The organism is Terrabacter tumescens (assembly GCF_014646815.1).
GTDB classification, from domain to species: Bacteria; Actinomycetota; Actinomycetes; order Actinomycetales; family Dermatophilaceae; genus Terrabacter; species Terrabacter tumescens.
In genome coordinates this window covers 129,393-144,880 of sequence record NZ_BMNZ01000008.1, presented here as the reverse complement: position 1 = coordinate 144,880, position 15,488 = coordinate 129,393, and the positions used below count along the sequence as shown (strand labels likewise).

The window sequence follows — 15,488 nt, the reverse complement described above, 5'->3', positions numbered from 1 at the left end:
GACGGCCCTGCCCACCAGCCGGTTTCGTGACAGGGGGCCAGGGAAGGCATGCTCGTCGCATGCGCCCGCTCGTCGACCTCGTCCTCGTGGCGGCGTTCCTCGTCCTGTTCGTGCTGACCGTGCGGGTCGAGCCGCGGCGCTGGCTGGCGGGTGTCCTGCTCGCGGGGGCCCTCTGGGCGGCGACGACCGCCGCGGGGGCCTCACCCCTCGTGCTGCCCTGGGTGGGAGCGACCGTGCTCGGGCTGCTCTTCGTCGGCAACGGCGTGCGGATGGTGCGCCCGGCGAGCCGCAACAAGGCCAACGCGGTCGCCCTCGTGCTCGGCCTCGCGATGCTCGCCGCGACCGTCCTCGCCGTCGTCCTCCTCCCGTCGAGCCCGAGTGCGGGCGCGAGCACGAGCCGAGGCGCCGTCCTCGGCCTCGTCGTCCTCCTGCTCCCGGGCTACCCCGGGCTCGTGCTGCTCTCCTACGCCCTCTACTGCCTCGCCTACCTGCGGCGGCGCGCGCGGCCGGAGCCGGCGGCGATCATCGCCCTCGGGTCGGGGCTCGTCAACGGCACGGTGCCGACGCTGCTCGCCAACCGCCTCGACGCCACGGGAAAGGCCTGGCGTGACGAGCGCGCCCTCGGCCACGACCCGCTCGTCGTCCCGAGCGGCGGCCAGGGCGACGACGAGCCGATGGCCGAGGGAGTGGCCATGACGGCCTACCTCGTCGCCCACGGCATGCCGCGCGAGGCGCTCGCCATCGAGGACCGCTCGACGACGACCGAGGAGAACCTGCTGCTCTCGCGCGAGATCCTGCGCGCGCGGGGGATCGACGACACCGGTCACCTGCGCGTCGTGACGAGCAGCTACCACGTCGGCCGGGCCGCCCTGCTGACCCGCCGGCTCGACCTCGACGCGGACGTCACGGGCGCGCCGACGGCGTGGTACTTCCTGCCGAGCGCGTTCCTGCGCGAGTACCTCGCGGCGCTCACGCTGCACCCGCGGATCAACCTCGCCGGCCTCGGCGTGTGGATCGCCGGCACCGCCTTCTTCCTCGCGTATGCCGTCCCGCGCGGCTGAGCGCTCCCGCCCGGTCAGGACGTGGCGGGGTGCTGCGCGAGGTCGTCGCGCAGGACGCGCTTGAGCAGCTTGCCGCTCTGGTTGCGGGGCAGCTCGTCGACGAAGTGGATCGCCTTGGGCAGCTTGAACGGCGCGAGCGTCGCGCGGGCGTGGTCGACGAGCTCGGTCTCGGTCGTGGTCTGTCCCGGACGCAGCACGACGACGGCTGTGACCGCCTCGACCCACCGCTCGTGCGGCGTCGCGATGACGGCGACCTCGGCGACCGCGGGGTGCGTGTAGAGCGCGTCCTCGACCTCGCGCGAGGCGACCATGACGCCCCCGGTGTTGATGACGTCCTTGATGCGGTCCACGACCGTCAGGTAGCCGTCCTCGTCGCGCGTCACGAGGTCGCCGGAGTGGAACCAGCCGTCACGGAACGCCTCGCTCGTCGCGTCGGGCTTGTTCCAGTAGCCGGTGCACAGCTGGGGCGAGCGGTAGAGCAGCTCGCCCGGCTCGCCGGCCGGCACGTCGCTGCCCTCGGGGTCGACGACCCGCGCCTCGACGAAGAGCACCGTGCGCCCGCAGGCCTCGGGTCGCTCGGCGTGCTCCTCCGGACGCAGGACCGTGGCGAGCGGGCCGATCTCGGACTGGCCGAAGCAGTTCCAGAACTCGAGCCCGGGCAGCCGCTGCTGCAGGCGGTCGCGCACCGGGACCGGCATGATCGACGCGCCGTAGTACGCCTTGCGCAGCGAGCCGAGGTCGGCGGTGTCGAGCGCCGGGTGGTTCGACAGCGGCACCCAGACGGTCGGCGCGAGGAAGAGCGAGCCGATGCCGTGCGCCTCGACCCGCTCGAGGATGGTCGCCACGTCGGGCCGGGTCAGCAGGTGGTTCGTCGCCCCGACCGCGAGGTAGGGCAGCAGGAAGACGTGCATCTGGGCCGAGTGGTAGAGCGGCATCGAGTGCAGGGGCGCGTCGTCCTCGCGCAGGTCGAGACCCACGATGCACGAGACGTACTCGTGGACGAGCGCACGGTGCGTCATCATCGCGCCCTTGGGCTGCGACGTCGTGCCCGAGGTGTAGAGCAGCTGGACGAGGTCGGTGTCGCTGGTCTCCCGGTCGAGCACGGGCACCTCGCCCTCGCTCCACCGCGGCAGGAGTGCGTCGTCGCTGCCGTGGAGCAGCAGCACCTGCTCGAGGTCGGTGTCCGCGCGGACGGCCTCGACCGGCTCGCGCAGCCCCACGTCGACGAGCGCCACCCGCGCACCCGAGTCACGCAGCAGGTAGGTCAGCTCGGGCCCGGTCAGGGCGTAGTTGATCGGCACGTGCACGAGCCCCGCGCGGGCACAGCCGAGGAAGGCGAGCAGGTAGGCGTCGGAGTTGACCCCGACCGTCGCGACCCGGTCGCCGGCGGCCAGCCCGAGACCCAGCAGGTGGGCGGCCGCGCGTGACACGGCGTCGTCGAGGGCGGCATACGTCCACGTCCGGTCCTCGAAGACGAGGGCCACCCGGTCGGGGTGACGCGTCGCGCTGCGGCGGACGATGTCGTCGACGGTGCTCGAGGTCGTGACACTCATGTGGGCTCTCCGGGGGTCGGACGGGCGGGGGTCGGCCGGGCGGGGGACGCGAAGGCGGCGAGCAGGGCGCCCGCCTCGTCGGTGGACGAGAGGCGCGCGATGGTGGCGGCCTCGTCGGCGAGCGACGCGGCATACGACCTCTCGCCGGAGCGGCGCAGCAGGCGGGCGGCCTCGCCCACGGCCTGGCGCGGGAGGGCGGCGATCGCGCCGACGACCGCGCCCGCGCGGGCGTCGAGGGTCTCGGCCGGGCAGACCTCGCTGACGAGCCCCCAGTCGAGCGCCGTCGCGGCGTCGACGGGCGCGCCCGTCAGGAGGAAGAGCGCGGCCCGACGGGCGCCGACCACGCCGGGCAGCAGCGCGCTGACGCCGCAGTCCGGCGACAGGCCCACCGAGGGGTACGCCGCCACGAACGTCACATGGTCGGCGGCCAGCACCACGTCGGCCGCGAGGACGAGCCCCACGCCCGCGCCCGCAGCGGGGCCCTGGACGACCGCGACGACGGGGACGGGCAGGGCGCGCAGGGCCTCGAGCGTCTCGTGGAGCACGCCCGCGAGCTCGGCGACGAAGGCGGGCCGGTCGGTGGCAGCGGCCATGGCGCGCACGTCACCACCGGCGCAGAAGAGGCGGCCGTCGGCCCGGAGCGCGACGACGTGCACCGGTGGGGTGGCGCTCGCGACCTCGGCGACGACGTCGCGCAGCGCCAGCGCGGTCGGCAGGTCGACGGCATTGCCGGCGTCGGGACGCGCGAGCCGGATCGTGGCCACGCCGCCCGACAGCGACAGCTGCGGCAGCGTCGTCGTCACGGGACTCATCCTGCCCCGCCCGTGCGCGGATGGGGAGGACCGTGCCGGGACCGCTCACGTCGTGGACGGTTCCGCCCGGACGCGCCGGCCCCTACAGTCAGGGGGCATGGACTTCGTCACGCGAGGTTTCCAGGGCCGACCGCGCGGCCGCGACGACCGGCTGCCCCCGGGGCAGTACCTCACGGGTGACTTCCCGGTGCTGTCCGCCGGGCCGACGCCCGGGATCGAGCACCACGAGTGGGAGCTCTGGGTCGCGACGGAGGACGGCACCCGGCACACGTGGTCGTGGACAGACCTCATGGCGCTGCCGGCCGAGACGGTGACCGTCGACATCCACTGCGTCACGAGCTGGTCCAAGCTCGACACCGAGTGGCGGGGCGTCTCGGTCGACACGCTCCTCGCCGACGTCGAGACGGGCGCGGACTACGCGATGGTGCACAGCTACGGCGGCTACACGACGAACCTGCCGCTCGAGGACCTCCTCGACGGGCAGGCCTGGGTCGCCTTCGAGTTCGACGGCGACGACCTCCGGCCCGAGCACGGCGGTCCCGCAAGGCTGCTCGTGCCGCACCTCTACTTCTGGAAGTCGGCCAAGTGGGTGCGCGGCATCGAGCTCGTGGTCGAGGACTCGCCCGGCTTCTGGGAGGCGCTCGGCTACCACGACTACGGCGACCCATGGCGCGAGCAGCGGTACCAGGGGGACTGAGCGCCCGGCGCGCGTGGCGTGAGGCCACGCTCGTCGAGCGCCGTCCCGAGACCGACAGCGCGGTGACGCTCGTCCTCGACGTCGACGGGTGGCCCGGCCACCTGCCGGGACAGCACGTCGACGTCCGGCTGACGGCGCCCGACGGCTACACCGCGACCCGGAGCTACTCCGTCTCGGCGCCCGAGCGTGGCAGCCTCGTCGAGCTCACGGTGCAGCGGGTCCCCGACGGTGAGGTGTCGACGTTCCTCGCCGATGGGCTCGCCGTCGGCGACACGGTGCGCCTGCGCGGACCGGTCGGCGGCTGGTTCGTCTGGCGCACGGGCCAGCCCGGTCCGGTGCTGCTCGTCGCGGGTGGGTCCGGTGTCGTGCCGCTCATGGCGATGCTCCGGGCCCGTGAGCCGGACTCTCCGCCGTTTCGGCTCGTCTACTCGGTGCGGGAGCCCGAGGACGTCATCTACCGCGGCGAGCTCGCGGCGCTCGGCTCGACGCCAGGGGCTGATGTGCTCCTCGTGCACACGCGTCGGGCGCCCGACGGCGGCCCGCGCGCGGTCGGTCGGCTGCGCGAGGAGGACCTCGTCGCCCCCGGGTGGGGCGCCGCCGACGCGCCCACCTGCTACGTCTGCGGCCCGACCGGGTTCGTCGAGACCGCGGCAGACCTGCTCGTCGGCCTCGGCCACGCGGCTGACCACATCAGGACAGAGCGATTCGGGCCCAGCGGCCCGTGAGGAGGCTCCACCATGACGAGTACCGAGATGCCCGACTGGGACGGCAACCTCATGGCCGGCCCGCTCTCCGAGCTCTTCGCGCTCGACGTCACGGCAGCCGTCGTCCGGTGCCGCGGCTGCGGCGCGTCCGCCGAGGTCGCTACCCTGCGGGTCTACGGGCCCGACCCGGGCCTCGTCGGCCGGTGTCCGGGGTGCGACGACGTGCTGCTCCGCGTCGTGCGCACCCCTGATGCCGTGTGGCTCGACCTCGGCGGCGTCACGTCGCTGCGGGTGCCCGCTCCGGCGGCGGGCGGGCCGGCGGTGCCGGGAGCGCCGGCCTGACGCGTCAGGTCAGCAGGGCGTGGATGCCGACGGCCCCGAACGCGATGACCATGAGCACGACGGTGATGCCGGCGAACCACAGCGCGCCGAGCTGCTCGCCGTTCATCTGCTCGCGCCAGCCGAGGTCCGTCGCCGCGCGCCGGATGAGCTGCCTGCCCTCGCCGGCCCGGAACGTGTAGTCGACGACCTTGCCCACGTGGCCGGTGTCGGCGTCCACCCCGACCTCGACCCGGCGCTGGTAGCTGTAGACCCGTCCCCGCTTGATCGAACGGGCGGCCGTGAGCGATGCGCCGCCGGCGCCGTATCTCACGGTGTGCTCGACGTCGGTGATGCCGTAGCGGCCGGGCTTCTTGACGTGGACCTCGTGCGTGAAGACCTTGGTCAGCCCGTGCGCCGCCGTGAGGGTCAGCCATCGCGCGTCGGCGAGGTCGACCGTGACGTCGAAGCCGTACGGCTGCTCGACGACGGTGTAGGGAGTGCCCTCCGCCCCGTCACGGACGCGGGCCATCAGCTCGTGTGCATCCTGCATCGGTTCCCCTGTGGTGTGTCGGTGTCGTGCTCGGTGTCGTGGTCGGTCGGAGCCGGCCCTGGCGGGGCCCGGCTAGGCCCGCGGTCCGGAGACTATAACGGGGGATGCCCGGCAGCTCCGGGTCGCACGGCCGGCGTCGTTGGTCCACACTGACCCGGTGATCGGCGCGGAGTTCGAGTCCGTCCTCGCCGGCGCACAGAGCGGTGACGAGGCTGCGTTCGCCCGGTTGTGGCGCGACCTCAACCCTCCGCTCCTGCGCTACCTGAGTCTCGGGGGAGACGCCGCTGACGAGGTGGCCGCGGAGACGTGGCTCACCGTCGTCAGGGGATTGGCCACCTTCCGGGGTGACGAGATGGCTTGGCGTGCCTGGGTGTTCACGACCGCACGCCGTCGGGCCGTGGACGCCGGGCGCAAGCGCACCCGCTCCTCCCGGCTGTCCTGGCGGTCGTCGTGGGTCGAGCCGGTGGTCGCCGACTGTGACGACGAGGTCGTCGACGCCCTCTCCACCGAGGAGGCGATCACCCTCGTGCGGCGCCTGCCGCCGCTGCAGGCCGAGGTGGTCCTGCTCCGGGTCGTCGCGGAGCTGTCGGTGAGCGAGGTGGCGGAGCTCGTGGGCCGCAGCCCCGGAGGCGTCCGGGTGGCCGCTCACCGGGGTCTGCAGGCGCTGAAGAAGATGGTCGACCCGAAAGGTGTAACGCCAGAGGGCCCGGGGACGCTTCGGGGGGTGACATGACCGATCCACGGCCCGACGCCTCCTCCTCCGTCGACGACCCCGCCCTCGCTCCCGTGCTGGCGGCGCTGACCGCGCCGCCCTCCGCACGCGAGCTGGACGGCTATGCGTCGACGCTGTCGGCCCTGCGGGCGGCCCAGGTCACCCCCGCCCCATCCCCATCACGACGGAGACCATCCATGCTCGCAACCCTCGCCGGCGCCAAGCTCGGCGCCACGATCGCCGGGATCGCAGTCGGACTCGGTGGCGCCGCCACTGTCGTCTACGTGTCCTCGAACGTCGCGCACACGCCGAACAGCCACGCCAGCGCGTCCGCGACCTCCGCGACGCCCGCGTCGTCCGGCGCCTCCCGCACGTCCGACACGGCCGGCGCCCGCACAGGCACCCCGACGCCGCAGGGCACCGCCGTCGGGCCCGACGCGACCGGCGCCGCAGCCCACGGGCTGTGCACCGCATGGAAGGCCGTGGCCGCCAACGGCGGCAGCGGCAAGGCGATGGACTCCGTCGCGTTCACCAACCTCGCCAAGGCGGCGGGTGGCGCGGACAAGATCGCGTCCTGGTGCGCCACCGTGACGGCTCCCGGCGCGTCCGGCGAGCACGCCACCGGCAAGCCGAGCACCAAGGGCAAGCCCGCCACCGTGCCCACCGGCAAGCCGGCGACGGTCCCGACCGGCAAGCCCACCACCGTTCCGACAGGGCGCCCCACGACCCAGCCCGCGGGCAAGCCGACGGTCCTGCCGACCCCCACCGCGACGCCTCCCGTGACGCCGTCGACGCACCCGACCGGTCGCCCCTGACCTGACGCGCCCCGACGAGAGAGGGCGTATGCCGCGAGCCTCGGCTCACGGCATACGCCCTCTTCCGCGTCAGCGGGGTGGTCAGTCCTGCAGGCCGGCCTCGACGGCGGCGATGATGCGCGGGCGCAGGTCGTGCGCCTCGATGACGGCGTCGACCGAGCCGACCGACACGGCCCGGTGGATGCTGTGCACCGTGTCGAACTCCGAGGCCACCTGACCGAGCTTCTCGGCGCGCACCGAGGTGCGCAGCTCGGCGAGCTCCGTTGCGAGCCGGGCCCGCTCGACGCCAGAGGCCTGCGCGAGCGCACCCTCGAGCTCGGCGACGCGCGGGTCGGACGCCGTGCGGGCGTCGACGTCGCGCGAGAAGACCACGGCCGCCGCCGGGGCCCCACCGAGCACCGACGCGAAGGAGCCCTCGATCGCGAGCACCGTCATGCGCGGGTTGAGCGTCTTGGAGAAGACGACGAACGCGCCACCGTGGTAGCGGGAGACGACGGTGAAGACGATCGGGCCGTCGAAGTTGACGATGGCTCGGCCGATCTCGGCGCCGTACTCGAGCTGCAGGCTGCGCATCGACTCGGGTGAGCCGTCGAAGCCGGACAGGTTGGCGAGGACGACGACGGGCCGGTTGCCGCTCGCCGCGTTGATGGCGCGCGCCACCTTCTTGCTCGACCGGGGGAAGAGCGTGCCGGCCGTGTAGGTGTCGGGGCCGTCGGTGGGCGGGAAGCCCCGGCGCGCAACGGACTTGCTCTCGATGCCGATGAGCGTGACCGGGATGCCGCCGACGTGGGCGTCCTGCACGACGGCCGTCTCGGCGTCGGCCATGCCGGCCCAGCGCTCGAGTGGCTCGTGGTCCTGGTCGCTGACCGCGCGCATCAGGGTGCGGATGTCGAAGGGCTTCTTGCGGTCCGGGTTGGTCAGCGAGCTGAAGATCTCGCCGACCGTCCTGAAGTCCGAGCCCGGCGCGTCGTGCGGGTAGAGCGTCACGTCGCGGTGCGACGGGTCGCTCGTCGCGACCCGACGCGGTCCCGACTCACCCGGGCTGACGTAGGCGTGGTCGTAGTGCGCCATGAGGATCGCCCGGGCGCCCGCGAGGTCCTTGGCCCAGTACTGCGCCTGGCCGTTGGGGCCCATGACACGGTCGTAGCCGCCGATGCCGAAGTTGTCCTCGGCCGAGACGCCACCGGAGAAGTCGAGCGACTGCTTGCCGGTGAGCACCATGGCGCTGTCGGGCGTCATGACGAGGATGCCCTTGGTGTGCATGAGCATCGTCGCCTCGGCGTTCCAGTAGGGCTGGGCGCCGACGTTGATGCCCGCCACGACGATGTTGATCTCGCCGCCCGCCTGGGTGAACTCGATGATCCGCTTGAGCGCGCGGGCCACCCAGTCCATGTTCTCCGTGCCGGAGTCCATGGAGATGCGCGCGCCGGCCGACAGGGAGTACCACTCCAGCGGCACCCGCATCTGCTCGGCGAGGTCGATCGCCGCGATGACGCGGGCGCACTCGGCCTCGGCCACCGAGCCGAGCGAGCGCAGCGGGTCGCCCGAGAGCACGACCCGGGTGACGCCCTCGGGGTGGCGCGCCGTCGGCGTGCTGACGACGGCGACGATGATGCCGGCCTTGTTGAGCCCGACCGGGCGTTCGACGGGCACGAGCGAGCCGGTGTCGTCGAGGTCGTGCTCGACGACGGTGCCGCCCTCGCCGGCGATCATCGACTGCAGCTCGTAGGGGTAGACCAGGCCGCGGCGGCGGGCCCGGACGACCTTCGAGGCGTAGTCGTCGAGCGGCTTGAGCGGCTCGGTGGGCGGGGCGCCCAGGGTGCCCGTGACACCCGAGCCCGGCTGGTAGAAGAAGCGGCCCGCGATCGGCACCGGTGCCTCGCCCGGCGACACCGTGACGTTGGCCTGGACGAGCACCTCCTCGATGCCGGCACCGGCGGTGACGGGGGCGATCTTGCCCTGCAGCGCCGTCAGCTGGCCCGGGTCGGCCTCGATGGTGGGCCAGATCTGCACCCAGACGTGGTTCATGTCGAGACGGGATCCCTTGGCACCACGACTCGCTCGCACGCGGCGGATCGCCTCGAGGCAGTTGGCGATGGCCCGCTCGACGTGCGGCAGGCCCGAGACCTGGCCGGACTCGTCGCGCACGACGACGATCTGGCGCACCTGCGCGAGGGCGACGAGGCGGTGGTCGTCGGGGTTGTCCTTGGCGACGCACTCGTAGAGCAGGACGTCCTCGGGGGCCTCGAGGCGGGTGACGTCGAACGACGTGAGGCGCCACAGGTTGAGCCGGCGCCCCACCATCGGGTGCACGCCCCGCACGAGGCGGTCCTCGACGAGCGTGCCTTCGACCGGGCGGAAGGTGAAGTAGCCGACGGGACGGCCCTGTCCGGCGCTCACGGCGACGGCGACGCGGCGGACGTCCTGGGCGAAGGGCAGCTGCTGCAGCAGGGCGGCGAGCTGCTCGCTCGCGGCGTCGGGGGAGTCCGGCTCCTGCGGCCAGCGCAGGTAGAGGTCGACGACGGAGTGCAGGCCGGTCGCGCGCGACCACACGTCGTTGGACACGGCCGCGTCGAGCGGGCTGCCCGGGACGAGCTCGTCGACGCCGCCGATCGTCGACGTCAGGTGGGTCGGGCGGTCGTCGAGCGTGTAGTCGGCGACGGCGAAGGGCCGGCCACCCTCGGAGAAGGTGCGCAGGCCGTGCAGCTCGTGCTCGCGGTAGTGGCGCTTGATGAGCACCTCGAGCATCGGCTCGTGCTCGGGCAGCCGCTCGGGCGCCTCCTCGTGCAGGCGCTCGGTGAGGAAGCTGACGATCTGCTCGGGGATGGCCGCGAGCTCGTCGATGCGGGCCGTGTGGTCGGGGGCGTCGGGCTCGGTGGCCAGGGAGGCCAGCTTGTCGCGGACGCCGGCGAGGACGCTCTCGCGCTCCTCGTCGACGAGCGGCTGGTCGAACCAGCGGAAACGCACGCTGCGGGCGAGGTCGCCGATGACGGGGAAGCGCAGCTGGGTCGCGACGACGAGGCGGTCGAGCGCCTCACGGGCTGCCGCGTCGAGCGGCGGCTGCGGGATCGGCTCGGCGAGCCAGCGCTGGAGGATCGAGGTCGCGAGCTGCACCTCGGGCGCGGAGCGCTGCTGGGCGAGGAAGATCCGGAACACCGCCTCCTCGAGGTCCGGCGTGCGCTCGAAGTCGGTGACGCCGTAGTGCCGCAGCACGCGGGCGAGCTTGTCGCGGAAGTCGGCCGACAGCCCGGCACGGTCGACGTCAAGGCTCTGGAGGTAGGAGTGGAAGTGCTCCCGCGGGCTGTGCACGAGCAGCTCGGTGTGGCGCTCCTCGGCAGCCGGGCGGTTGCGGCTCAGCTCGGCGAAGTCGGTGAACAGCTCGAGGACCGCGATCTCCTCGTCGAGCGGGATCGTGCCGCCGGCGGCGAGCTCGTCGCGCGCCGTGAGGTAGCCCTCGAGCATCCGGCGGTCACCGCTCGGGTCGCCGTCGAAGCCGAGGACGCTCGCCGAGAGGTCCTCGATGCCGCGGTCGACGCGCTCGCGCACGCTCGCGGTGCCGGCGCTCGAGTCGGGCAGGTCGAGGTCGACGCCCTCGGCGGCCGCCGCCTCGGCGACCTCCTCCTCGTCACCGGTCGGCTCGAGCCGCACGAGCGGTGCGCCGGTCTCGACCTGGCTGCCGACCGACACGAGCAGCTCGCGCACGCGGGCCGCGAAGGGGGCCGGCAGCACCGTCTCCATCTTCATCGACTCGAGCACGAGCACGGGTGCGCCGGCGGCGACCTCGTCGCCCACGGCGGCCGGGGTCGCGACGACGAGCGCAGGCGCGGGCGAGCGCACGACGCCGCCCTCGTCGCGGGAGACGCGGTGGGTCACGCCGTCGACCTCGACGAGGTGCACGGGACCGTGGGTGGCCGTGACGAGGCGGTGCGCGCGTCCCTCGACGACGATGCGGCCGGCATACTCGTCGATCCGGTCGAGCGTCGCGTCGACGACGTGCTCGTCGCCTCCGTTGGTGATGCTGACGCGGTAGCGGTGCGACGCGGTGCGCAGCACCATGACCTTGTATGCCGTGCCGCGCAGCTTGAGGTCGATGGCGCGGCCGACGGCGTGCTGCACCTGGGGACGGCCACCGCGCGCCGACTCGAGCAGTCGGGCGCGCTCGATGGCCTCGGCGTCCTCGTAGGCCTCGATGCCGGCGGCCACGAGGGCGATGCCGGAGTGGCGGTGCGAGACGAGACGGCCCTCGGCGCGGACGCGGTCGATCCAGCCGGTGTCGGCCGAGCCGTCGATGATCTCGGGCTGGTCGAGCAGGTCGAGGATGAAGCTCTTGTTGGTCGAGCCGCCGTCGATGACGACGGTCGTCTCGGCCATGGCGCGGCGCAGGCGGGCGAGCGCCTCGTCACGGTCGCGGCCGTGGGCGATGATCTTGGCGATCATCGAGTCGAAGTCGGCGGGGATCGAGTCGCCTTCTCCCACACCGGTGTCGACGCGGATGCCGGGTCCGGCGGGGAACTGGAGCAGGCTGATGCGGCCGGGGCTCGGCGCGAAGTCGCGGTCGGGGTCCTCGGCGTTGAGGCGGGCCTCGACGGCGTGGCCGCGCTGCGTGGGACGGCCGTCGGGCAGCTCGTCGAGGCGGCCGCCGTTGGCGACGAAGATCTGGAGCTTGACGAGGTCGGTGTCGGTCACGACCTCGGTGATCGGGTGCTCGACCTGCAGGCGGGTGTTGACCTCGAGGAACGCGAAGAACCGCTCGCCCGGGTGGTAGAGGAACTCGACGGTGCCGGCACCGGCGTAGCCCACGGCGATCGCGAGGCGCTCGGCGCTCGTACGCACCTCGTCCTCCTGCTCGCGGGTGAGCACGGGCGAGGCGGACTCCTCGATGACCTTCTGGTTGCGGCGCTGCACGGAGCAGTCGCGCACGCCGACCGCCCAGGCCGAGCCCTGTCCGTCGGCGATGACCTGGACCTCGATGTGGCGGGCGCCGGTGACGAGCTTCTCGAGGAAGACGACGCCGGAGCCGAAGGCGCGCTCGGCCTCGTCGCGGGTGCGCTCGTAGGCGTCCGTGAGGTCGGCGTCGGAGTCGACGCGGCGGATGCCACGGCCGCCACCACCGGCGGTCGCCTTGAGCATGAGCGGGTAGCCGATGCGCGCCGCCGCGGCCTTGGCGTCCTCGAGCGTGTCGACACCGCCGCGGCTCCACGGCGCGACGGGCACGCCGACCTCCTCGGCGATGAGCTTGCTGCCGATCTTGTCGCCCAGCTTGACCATCGCGTCGGCGCTCGGGCCGATGAAGGTGACGCCGATGCGGTCGCACAGCTCGGCGAATGCGGGGTGCTCGGCCACGAAGCCCCAGCCGACCCACGCCGCGTCGGCCTTCGTCTCGCGCAGGGCGCGCTCTAGGACCGCGTAGTCGAGGTAGGGACGGGCCGAGGCCGGACCGAGGTCGTATGCCTCGTCGGCCTCGCGCACGAACATGGCCCGCCGCTCGCCCTCGGTGTGCAGGGCGATCGTCTCGATGCGGTGCCCGCCGCGACCGGCCGCCGCGTTGAGGTCCCGCACCGCGTGGATGAGCCGCATGGCGGCCTCGCCGCGGTTCACGATGGCGATGCGCGAGATCATGCGTGCTCCTTCAGGACGGGGGTGGTGTCGCACCCTGCAGCCTTCCACGCCATCCCGGTGACCGGCGAGTAGACAGGCGTCGAGTCGCCCGTCAGGTCAGCTCGGCGACGACGGCGCGCACCATCCGGCGTCCGTGCTCGGCCATCCGGGGGAAGGTGTGCCGGTAGTAGTCGATGCCCGTGAGCGACGGCGCCAGCGCCCACCCGCAGGCCCGGAGCCACGTGGCGTCGTCGGGGCACACGGCCTCGCGGTAGGCGTCCCGGGCCTCGCCCGTGAACGTCCAGAGTGCGGCGGCGACGTCGGGCGCCGGGTCGCCGACGCCGAGGGCACCCCAGTCGATGACCGCGACGAGCCGATTGTCGTCGACGACGAGGTTGCCGGGCTGGAGGTCGCCGTGGACCCACACCGGGTCGCCGCCCCAGTCGGGCGCGGAGACGCAGAGGTCCCAGGCACGCTCGGCGGCTGCGAGGTCGATGCCGTCGTCGTGGGCGCGCAGGCGCTCGAGGCCGGCTCGGGCGCCGGCGTCGGAGTGCACGAGCGGGGTGCCGCGCGATCCAGGCGGCTTGGCGGGCCCGCCCGTGGCGTCGATCGCACGCAGGGTTAGGGCGAACGCCGCGAGGTCCCGGGCGAGCCGGACGTCGTCGACGCCGAGGCGCGGCGGTGTGGACCCGGCGACCCAGGGCACCACCGACCACACCCACGGATAGCCGCCCGAGGGCCGGCCGACGTGGACGGGCACCGGCACGGCGGCAGGCAGGTGCGGCGCGAGCCGGGGCAGCCAGCGCGCATCGGACTCGGCCTGCTCCTGCGCCCAGTCGATCTTCGGCAGGCGCACCACGAGCTCGTCGCCCAACCGGAAGAGCACGTTGTCGGTGCCCTCGAGCTCGTCGGGCAGCGCGGTCACGCTCAGGTCCGCCCACTGGGGGCACTGCTCGCAGACGAGTCGCTCGACCAGGTCGGGCGTCGCGCGGACCTCGTCCTCGTGCATCGGCATCGGCATTGCGGTCACGCTAGGCGGGCACGCGGTCCACGGCGAGGGGTTTTCGGGACTGACACCGGTGGCCGATAGCGTTCTCGCCCGTGACCACGATCGACGACGTCAGGCAGGCCGTCCGCACCGCGTCCGAGGTGTCCCTGGACGTCGTCCTGGGACCGATGAAGTCGGGCAAGAGCCTCGCGCTCATCTCGCTGCTCTCGCCGCTGCAGTTCACGCGGGTCCGCCACCGCGTGTACCAGTCGGAGCGGCACGTCCGTGACTCCGGCGTCACGTCGCGCAGCGGCGGCGAGCTTGCAACGACGAAGGTCAGCACCCTGCACGAGGCGCTCGACGAGCAGCTCGACGTCGTGGCCGTCGACGAGGTGCACATGTTCGACCTCGACGATGTCGCGGTCGTCAGTCAGCTGCTGCGCCGCGGCACCCGCGTCGTCGTGGCCGGCATCGACCTCGACCACCGCGGTGAGCTCTTCGCGCCCGTGCGAGCCCTGCTCGAGCTCGGACCCGACACGGTGACCTACCGGCGCGCCGTCTGCGACCAGTGCCGCGACTTCAGCGCAACCCACACGCAGGTGCTCCGCTCGGGTCTGCCGTTCCTCGACCACCTCGGCGGATCCGAGGCGCTCCCCGACGATGGCACCTTCACCTATGAGGCACGCTGCCGCTCCTGCTTCGTCCGCCCCGCCCGCACCTGAGGCGGAAGCCCCTTCAAGCCGCGATGGCGTATGCCTGCCTGATGGGGGCCGAACCTCACGCGGGGAACACGCCGCTGGAGAGGTACCGGTCGCCGCGGTCGCAGACCACGAAGACGATCGTCGCCCCCTCGACCTCCTGGGCCACCTGCAGGGCGGTCCAGCAAGCGCCGGCCGCCGAGACACCTCCGAAGATGCCTTCTTGGCGGGCCAGCTGACGGGCCGTCTCCTCGGCGTCGGCCTGGGTGACCTCCACGGTCCGGTCCACCGCCGACGGGTCGAAGATCTTCGGCACGTACTCCCGTGTCCAAGCGCGGATCCCGGGAATCTTCGACCCCTCCGCGGGCTGTGCCCCGACGATCTGGACACCGGGGTTGCGTGACTTCAGGAACCGCGAGACCCCGGTGATCGTGCCGGTGGTGCCCATCGCGGACACGAAGTGCGTGATCCGTCCGTCGGTCTGGCGCCACAGCTCCGGGCCCGTCCCTACCTCGTGGGCACGAGGGTTGTCCGGGTTGCCGAACTGGTCCAGGACCCGGCCGCGGCCCTCCCGCTCCATCCGCGCGACGACGTCGCGGGCCTCTTCCATGCCGCCGCGCGCCGGGGTGAGGACCAGGTCGGCTCCGTACGCCCTCATCGTCTGGATGCGCTCGGTGGAGGCGTCCTCGGGCATCACGATGACCAGTGGGTAGCCGCTGATCGCCGCCGCCATCGCCAAGCCGATCCCGGTGTTGCCGGACGTGGCTTCCAGCAGGGTGTCGCCGGGGGAGATCTCCCCCCGCTCCTCGGCGCCGCGGATCATGCTGATCGCCGGCCGGTCCTTCACCGAGCCGGCCGGGTTGTTCCCCTCGAGCTTGGCGAGCAGCACGTTGCCGCGGCGTTCGTTCTCCAGCCCCGGAAGGCGCTGTAGACGCACCAGCGGGGTGTCACCGATGACGTCCTCCATCGTGGGGTACCG

General features: G+C 73.2%; 13 protein-coding genes. 7 read left to right on the top strand and 6 right to left on the bottom strand.

Features of this window, described 5'->3' with window-relative positions:
• The first annotated feature begins 59 nt into the window (after positions 1–59).
• Positions 60–1,061 carry a YdcF family protein gene (locus tag IEY30_RS18970; RefSeq protein ID WP_052358916.1) on the top strand — a complete coding sequence of 334 codons (1,002 nt, stop codon included), beginning with the start codon at positions 60–62 and terminating at the stop codon, positions 1,059–1,061.
• A 14-nt stretch (positions 1,062–1,075) separates the two neighbouring features.
• On the opposite strand, the gene IEY30_RS18965 is transcribed toward IEY30_RS18970, so the two are convergent.
• Together IEY30_RS18965 and IEY30_RS18960 are read right to left on the bottom strand one after the other, a co-directional pair.
• Entirely contained in the window at positions 1,076–2,614 is a 1,539-nt protein-coding gene (locus IEY30_RS18965; protein ID WP_030202362.1) for an acyl-CoA synthetase, read from the bottom strand.
• A complete protein-coding gene (locus tag IEY30_RS18960; protein WP_229675094.1) occupies positions 2,611–3,417 on the bottom strand; it encodes an enoyl-CoA hydratase/isomerase family protein in 807 nt (268 codons plus the stop codon). Before IEY30_RS18960 ends, IEY30_RS18965 begins: the two co-directional genes overlap by 4 nt.
• Before the next feature lie 106 nt (positions 3,418–3,523).
• On the opposite strand from IEY30_RS18960, the gene IEY30_RS18955 reads away from it, so the two are divergent.
• From IEY30_RS18955 to IEY30_RS18945, 3 genes are read left to right on the top strand one after another with little or no spacing between them, the layout of a single operon-like run.
• Complete coding sequence (locus tag IEY30_RS18955; protein ID WP_030202368.1) at positions 3,524–4,123, top strand: sulfite oxidase-like oxidoreductase; 600 nt, start codon at positions 3,524–3,526, stop codon at positions 4,121–4,123.
• Positions 4,093–4,848, top strand: a complete 756-nt coding sequence (locus IEY30_RS18950) for a ferredoxin reductase (RefSeq protein WP_030202371.1) — start codon at positions 4,093–4,095, stop codon at positions 4,846–4,848. The genes IEY30_RS18955 and IEY30_RS18950 overlap by 31 nt, the downstream gene beginning before the upstream one ends.
• 12 nt (positions 4,849–4,860) lie before the next feature.
• Positions 4,861–5,169 (top strand): DUF6510 family protein, encoded by a 309-nt coding sequence (locus tag IEY30_RS18945; protein ID WP_030202375.1) that lies wholly within the window; start codon positions 4,861–4,863, stop codon positions 5,167–5,169.
• A 4-nt stretch (positions 5,170–5,173) separates the two neighbouring features.
• Here IEY30_RS18945 and IEY30_RS18940 read toward each other — a convergent pair whose 3' ends face one another.
• A complete protein-coding gene (locus IEY30_RS18940; protein WP_030202377.1) occupies positions 5,174–5,698 on the bottom strand; it encodes a hypothetical protein in 525 nt (174 codons plus the stop codon).
• 157 nt (positions 5,699–5,855) lie between these two features.
• Between IEY30_RS18940 and IEY30_RS18935 the strand changes: the two genes are divergently transcribed.
• Both IEY30_RS18935 and IEY30_RS18930 read left to right on the top strand, forming a co-directional pair.
• A complete protein-coding gene (locus IEY30_RS18935) occupies positions 5,856–6,431 on the top strand; it encodes an RNA polymerase sigma factor (RefSeq protein WP_030202380.1) in 576 nt (191 codons plus the stop codon).
• A gap of 176 nt (positions 6,432–6,607) precedes the next feature.
• Positions 6,608–7,225, top strand: coding sequence for a hypothetical protein (locus IEY30_RS18930; RefSeq protein ID WP_030202383.1), 618 nt, complete (start codon positions 6,608–6,610; stop codon positions 7,223–7,225).
• A gap of 81 nt (positions 7,226–7,306) precedes the next feature.
• Here IEY30_RS18930 and IEY30_RS18925 read toward each other — a convergent pair whose 3' ends face one another.
• The gene (locus IEY30_RS18925; RefSeq protein WP_030202386.1) at positions 7,307–12,844 is read right to left on the bottom strand and encodes an ATP-binding protein; all 5,538 of its coding nucleotides are present in this window, start codon (positions 12,842–12,844) and stop codon (positions 7,307–7,309) included.
• A 91-nt stretch (positions 12,845–12,935) separates the two neighbouring features.
• Positions 12,936–13,844 carry an aminoglycoside phosphotransferase family protein gene (locus IEY30_RS18920; RefSeq protein ID WP_052358920.1) on the bottom strand — a complete coding sequence of 303 codons (909 nt, stop codon included), beginning with the start codon at positions 13,842–13,844 and terminating at the stop codon, positions 12,936–12,938.
• A gap of 80 nt (positions 13,845–13,924) precedes the next feature.
• Here IEY30_RS18920 and IEY30_RS18915 point away from each other — a divergent pair, with 80 nt between their 5' ends.
• Positions 13,925–14,533, top strand: coding sequence for a thymidine kinase (locus tag IEY30_RS18915; protein ID WP_030202390.1), 609 nt, complete (start codon positions 13,925–13,927; stop codon positions 14,531–14,533).
• Positions 14,534–14,588: 55 nt separating this feature from the next.
• On the opposite strand, the gene cysM is transcribed toward IEY30_RS18915, so the two are convergent.
• Positions 14,589–15,476, bottom strand: a complete 888-nt coding sequence (cysM, locus tag IEY30_RS18910; RefSeq protein WP_030202391.1) for a cysteine synthase CysM — start codon at positions 15,474–15,476, stop codon at positions 14,589–14,591.
• Between the last annotated feature and the right edge of the window lie 12 nt (positions 15,477–15,488).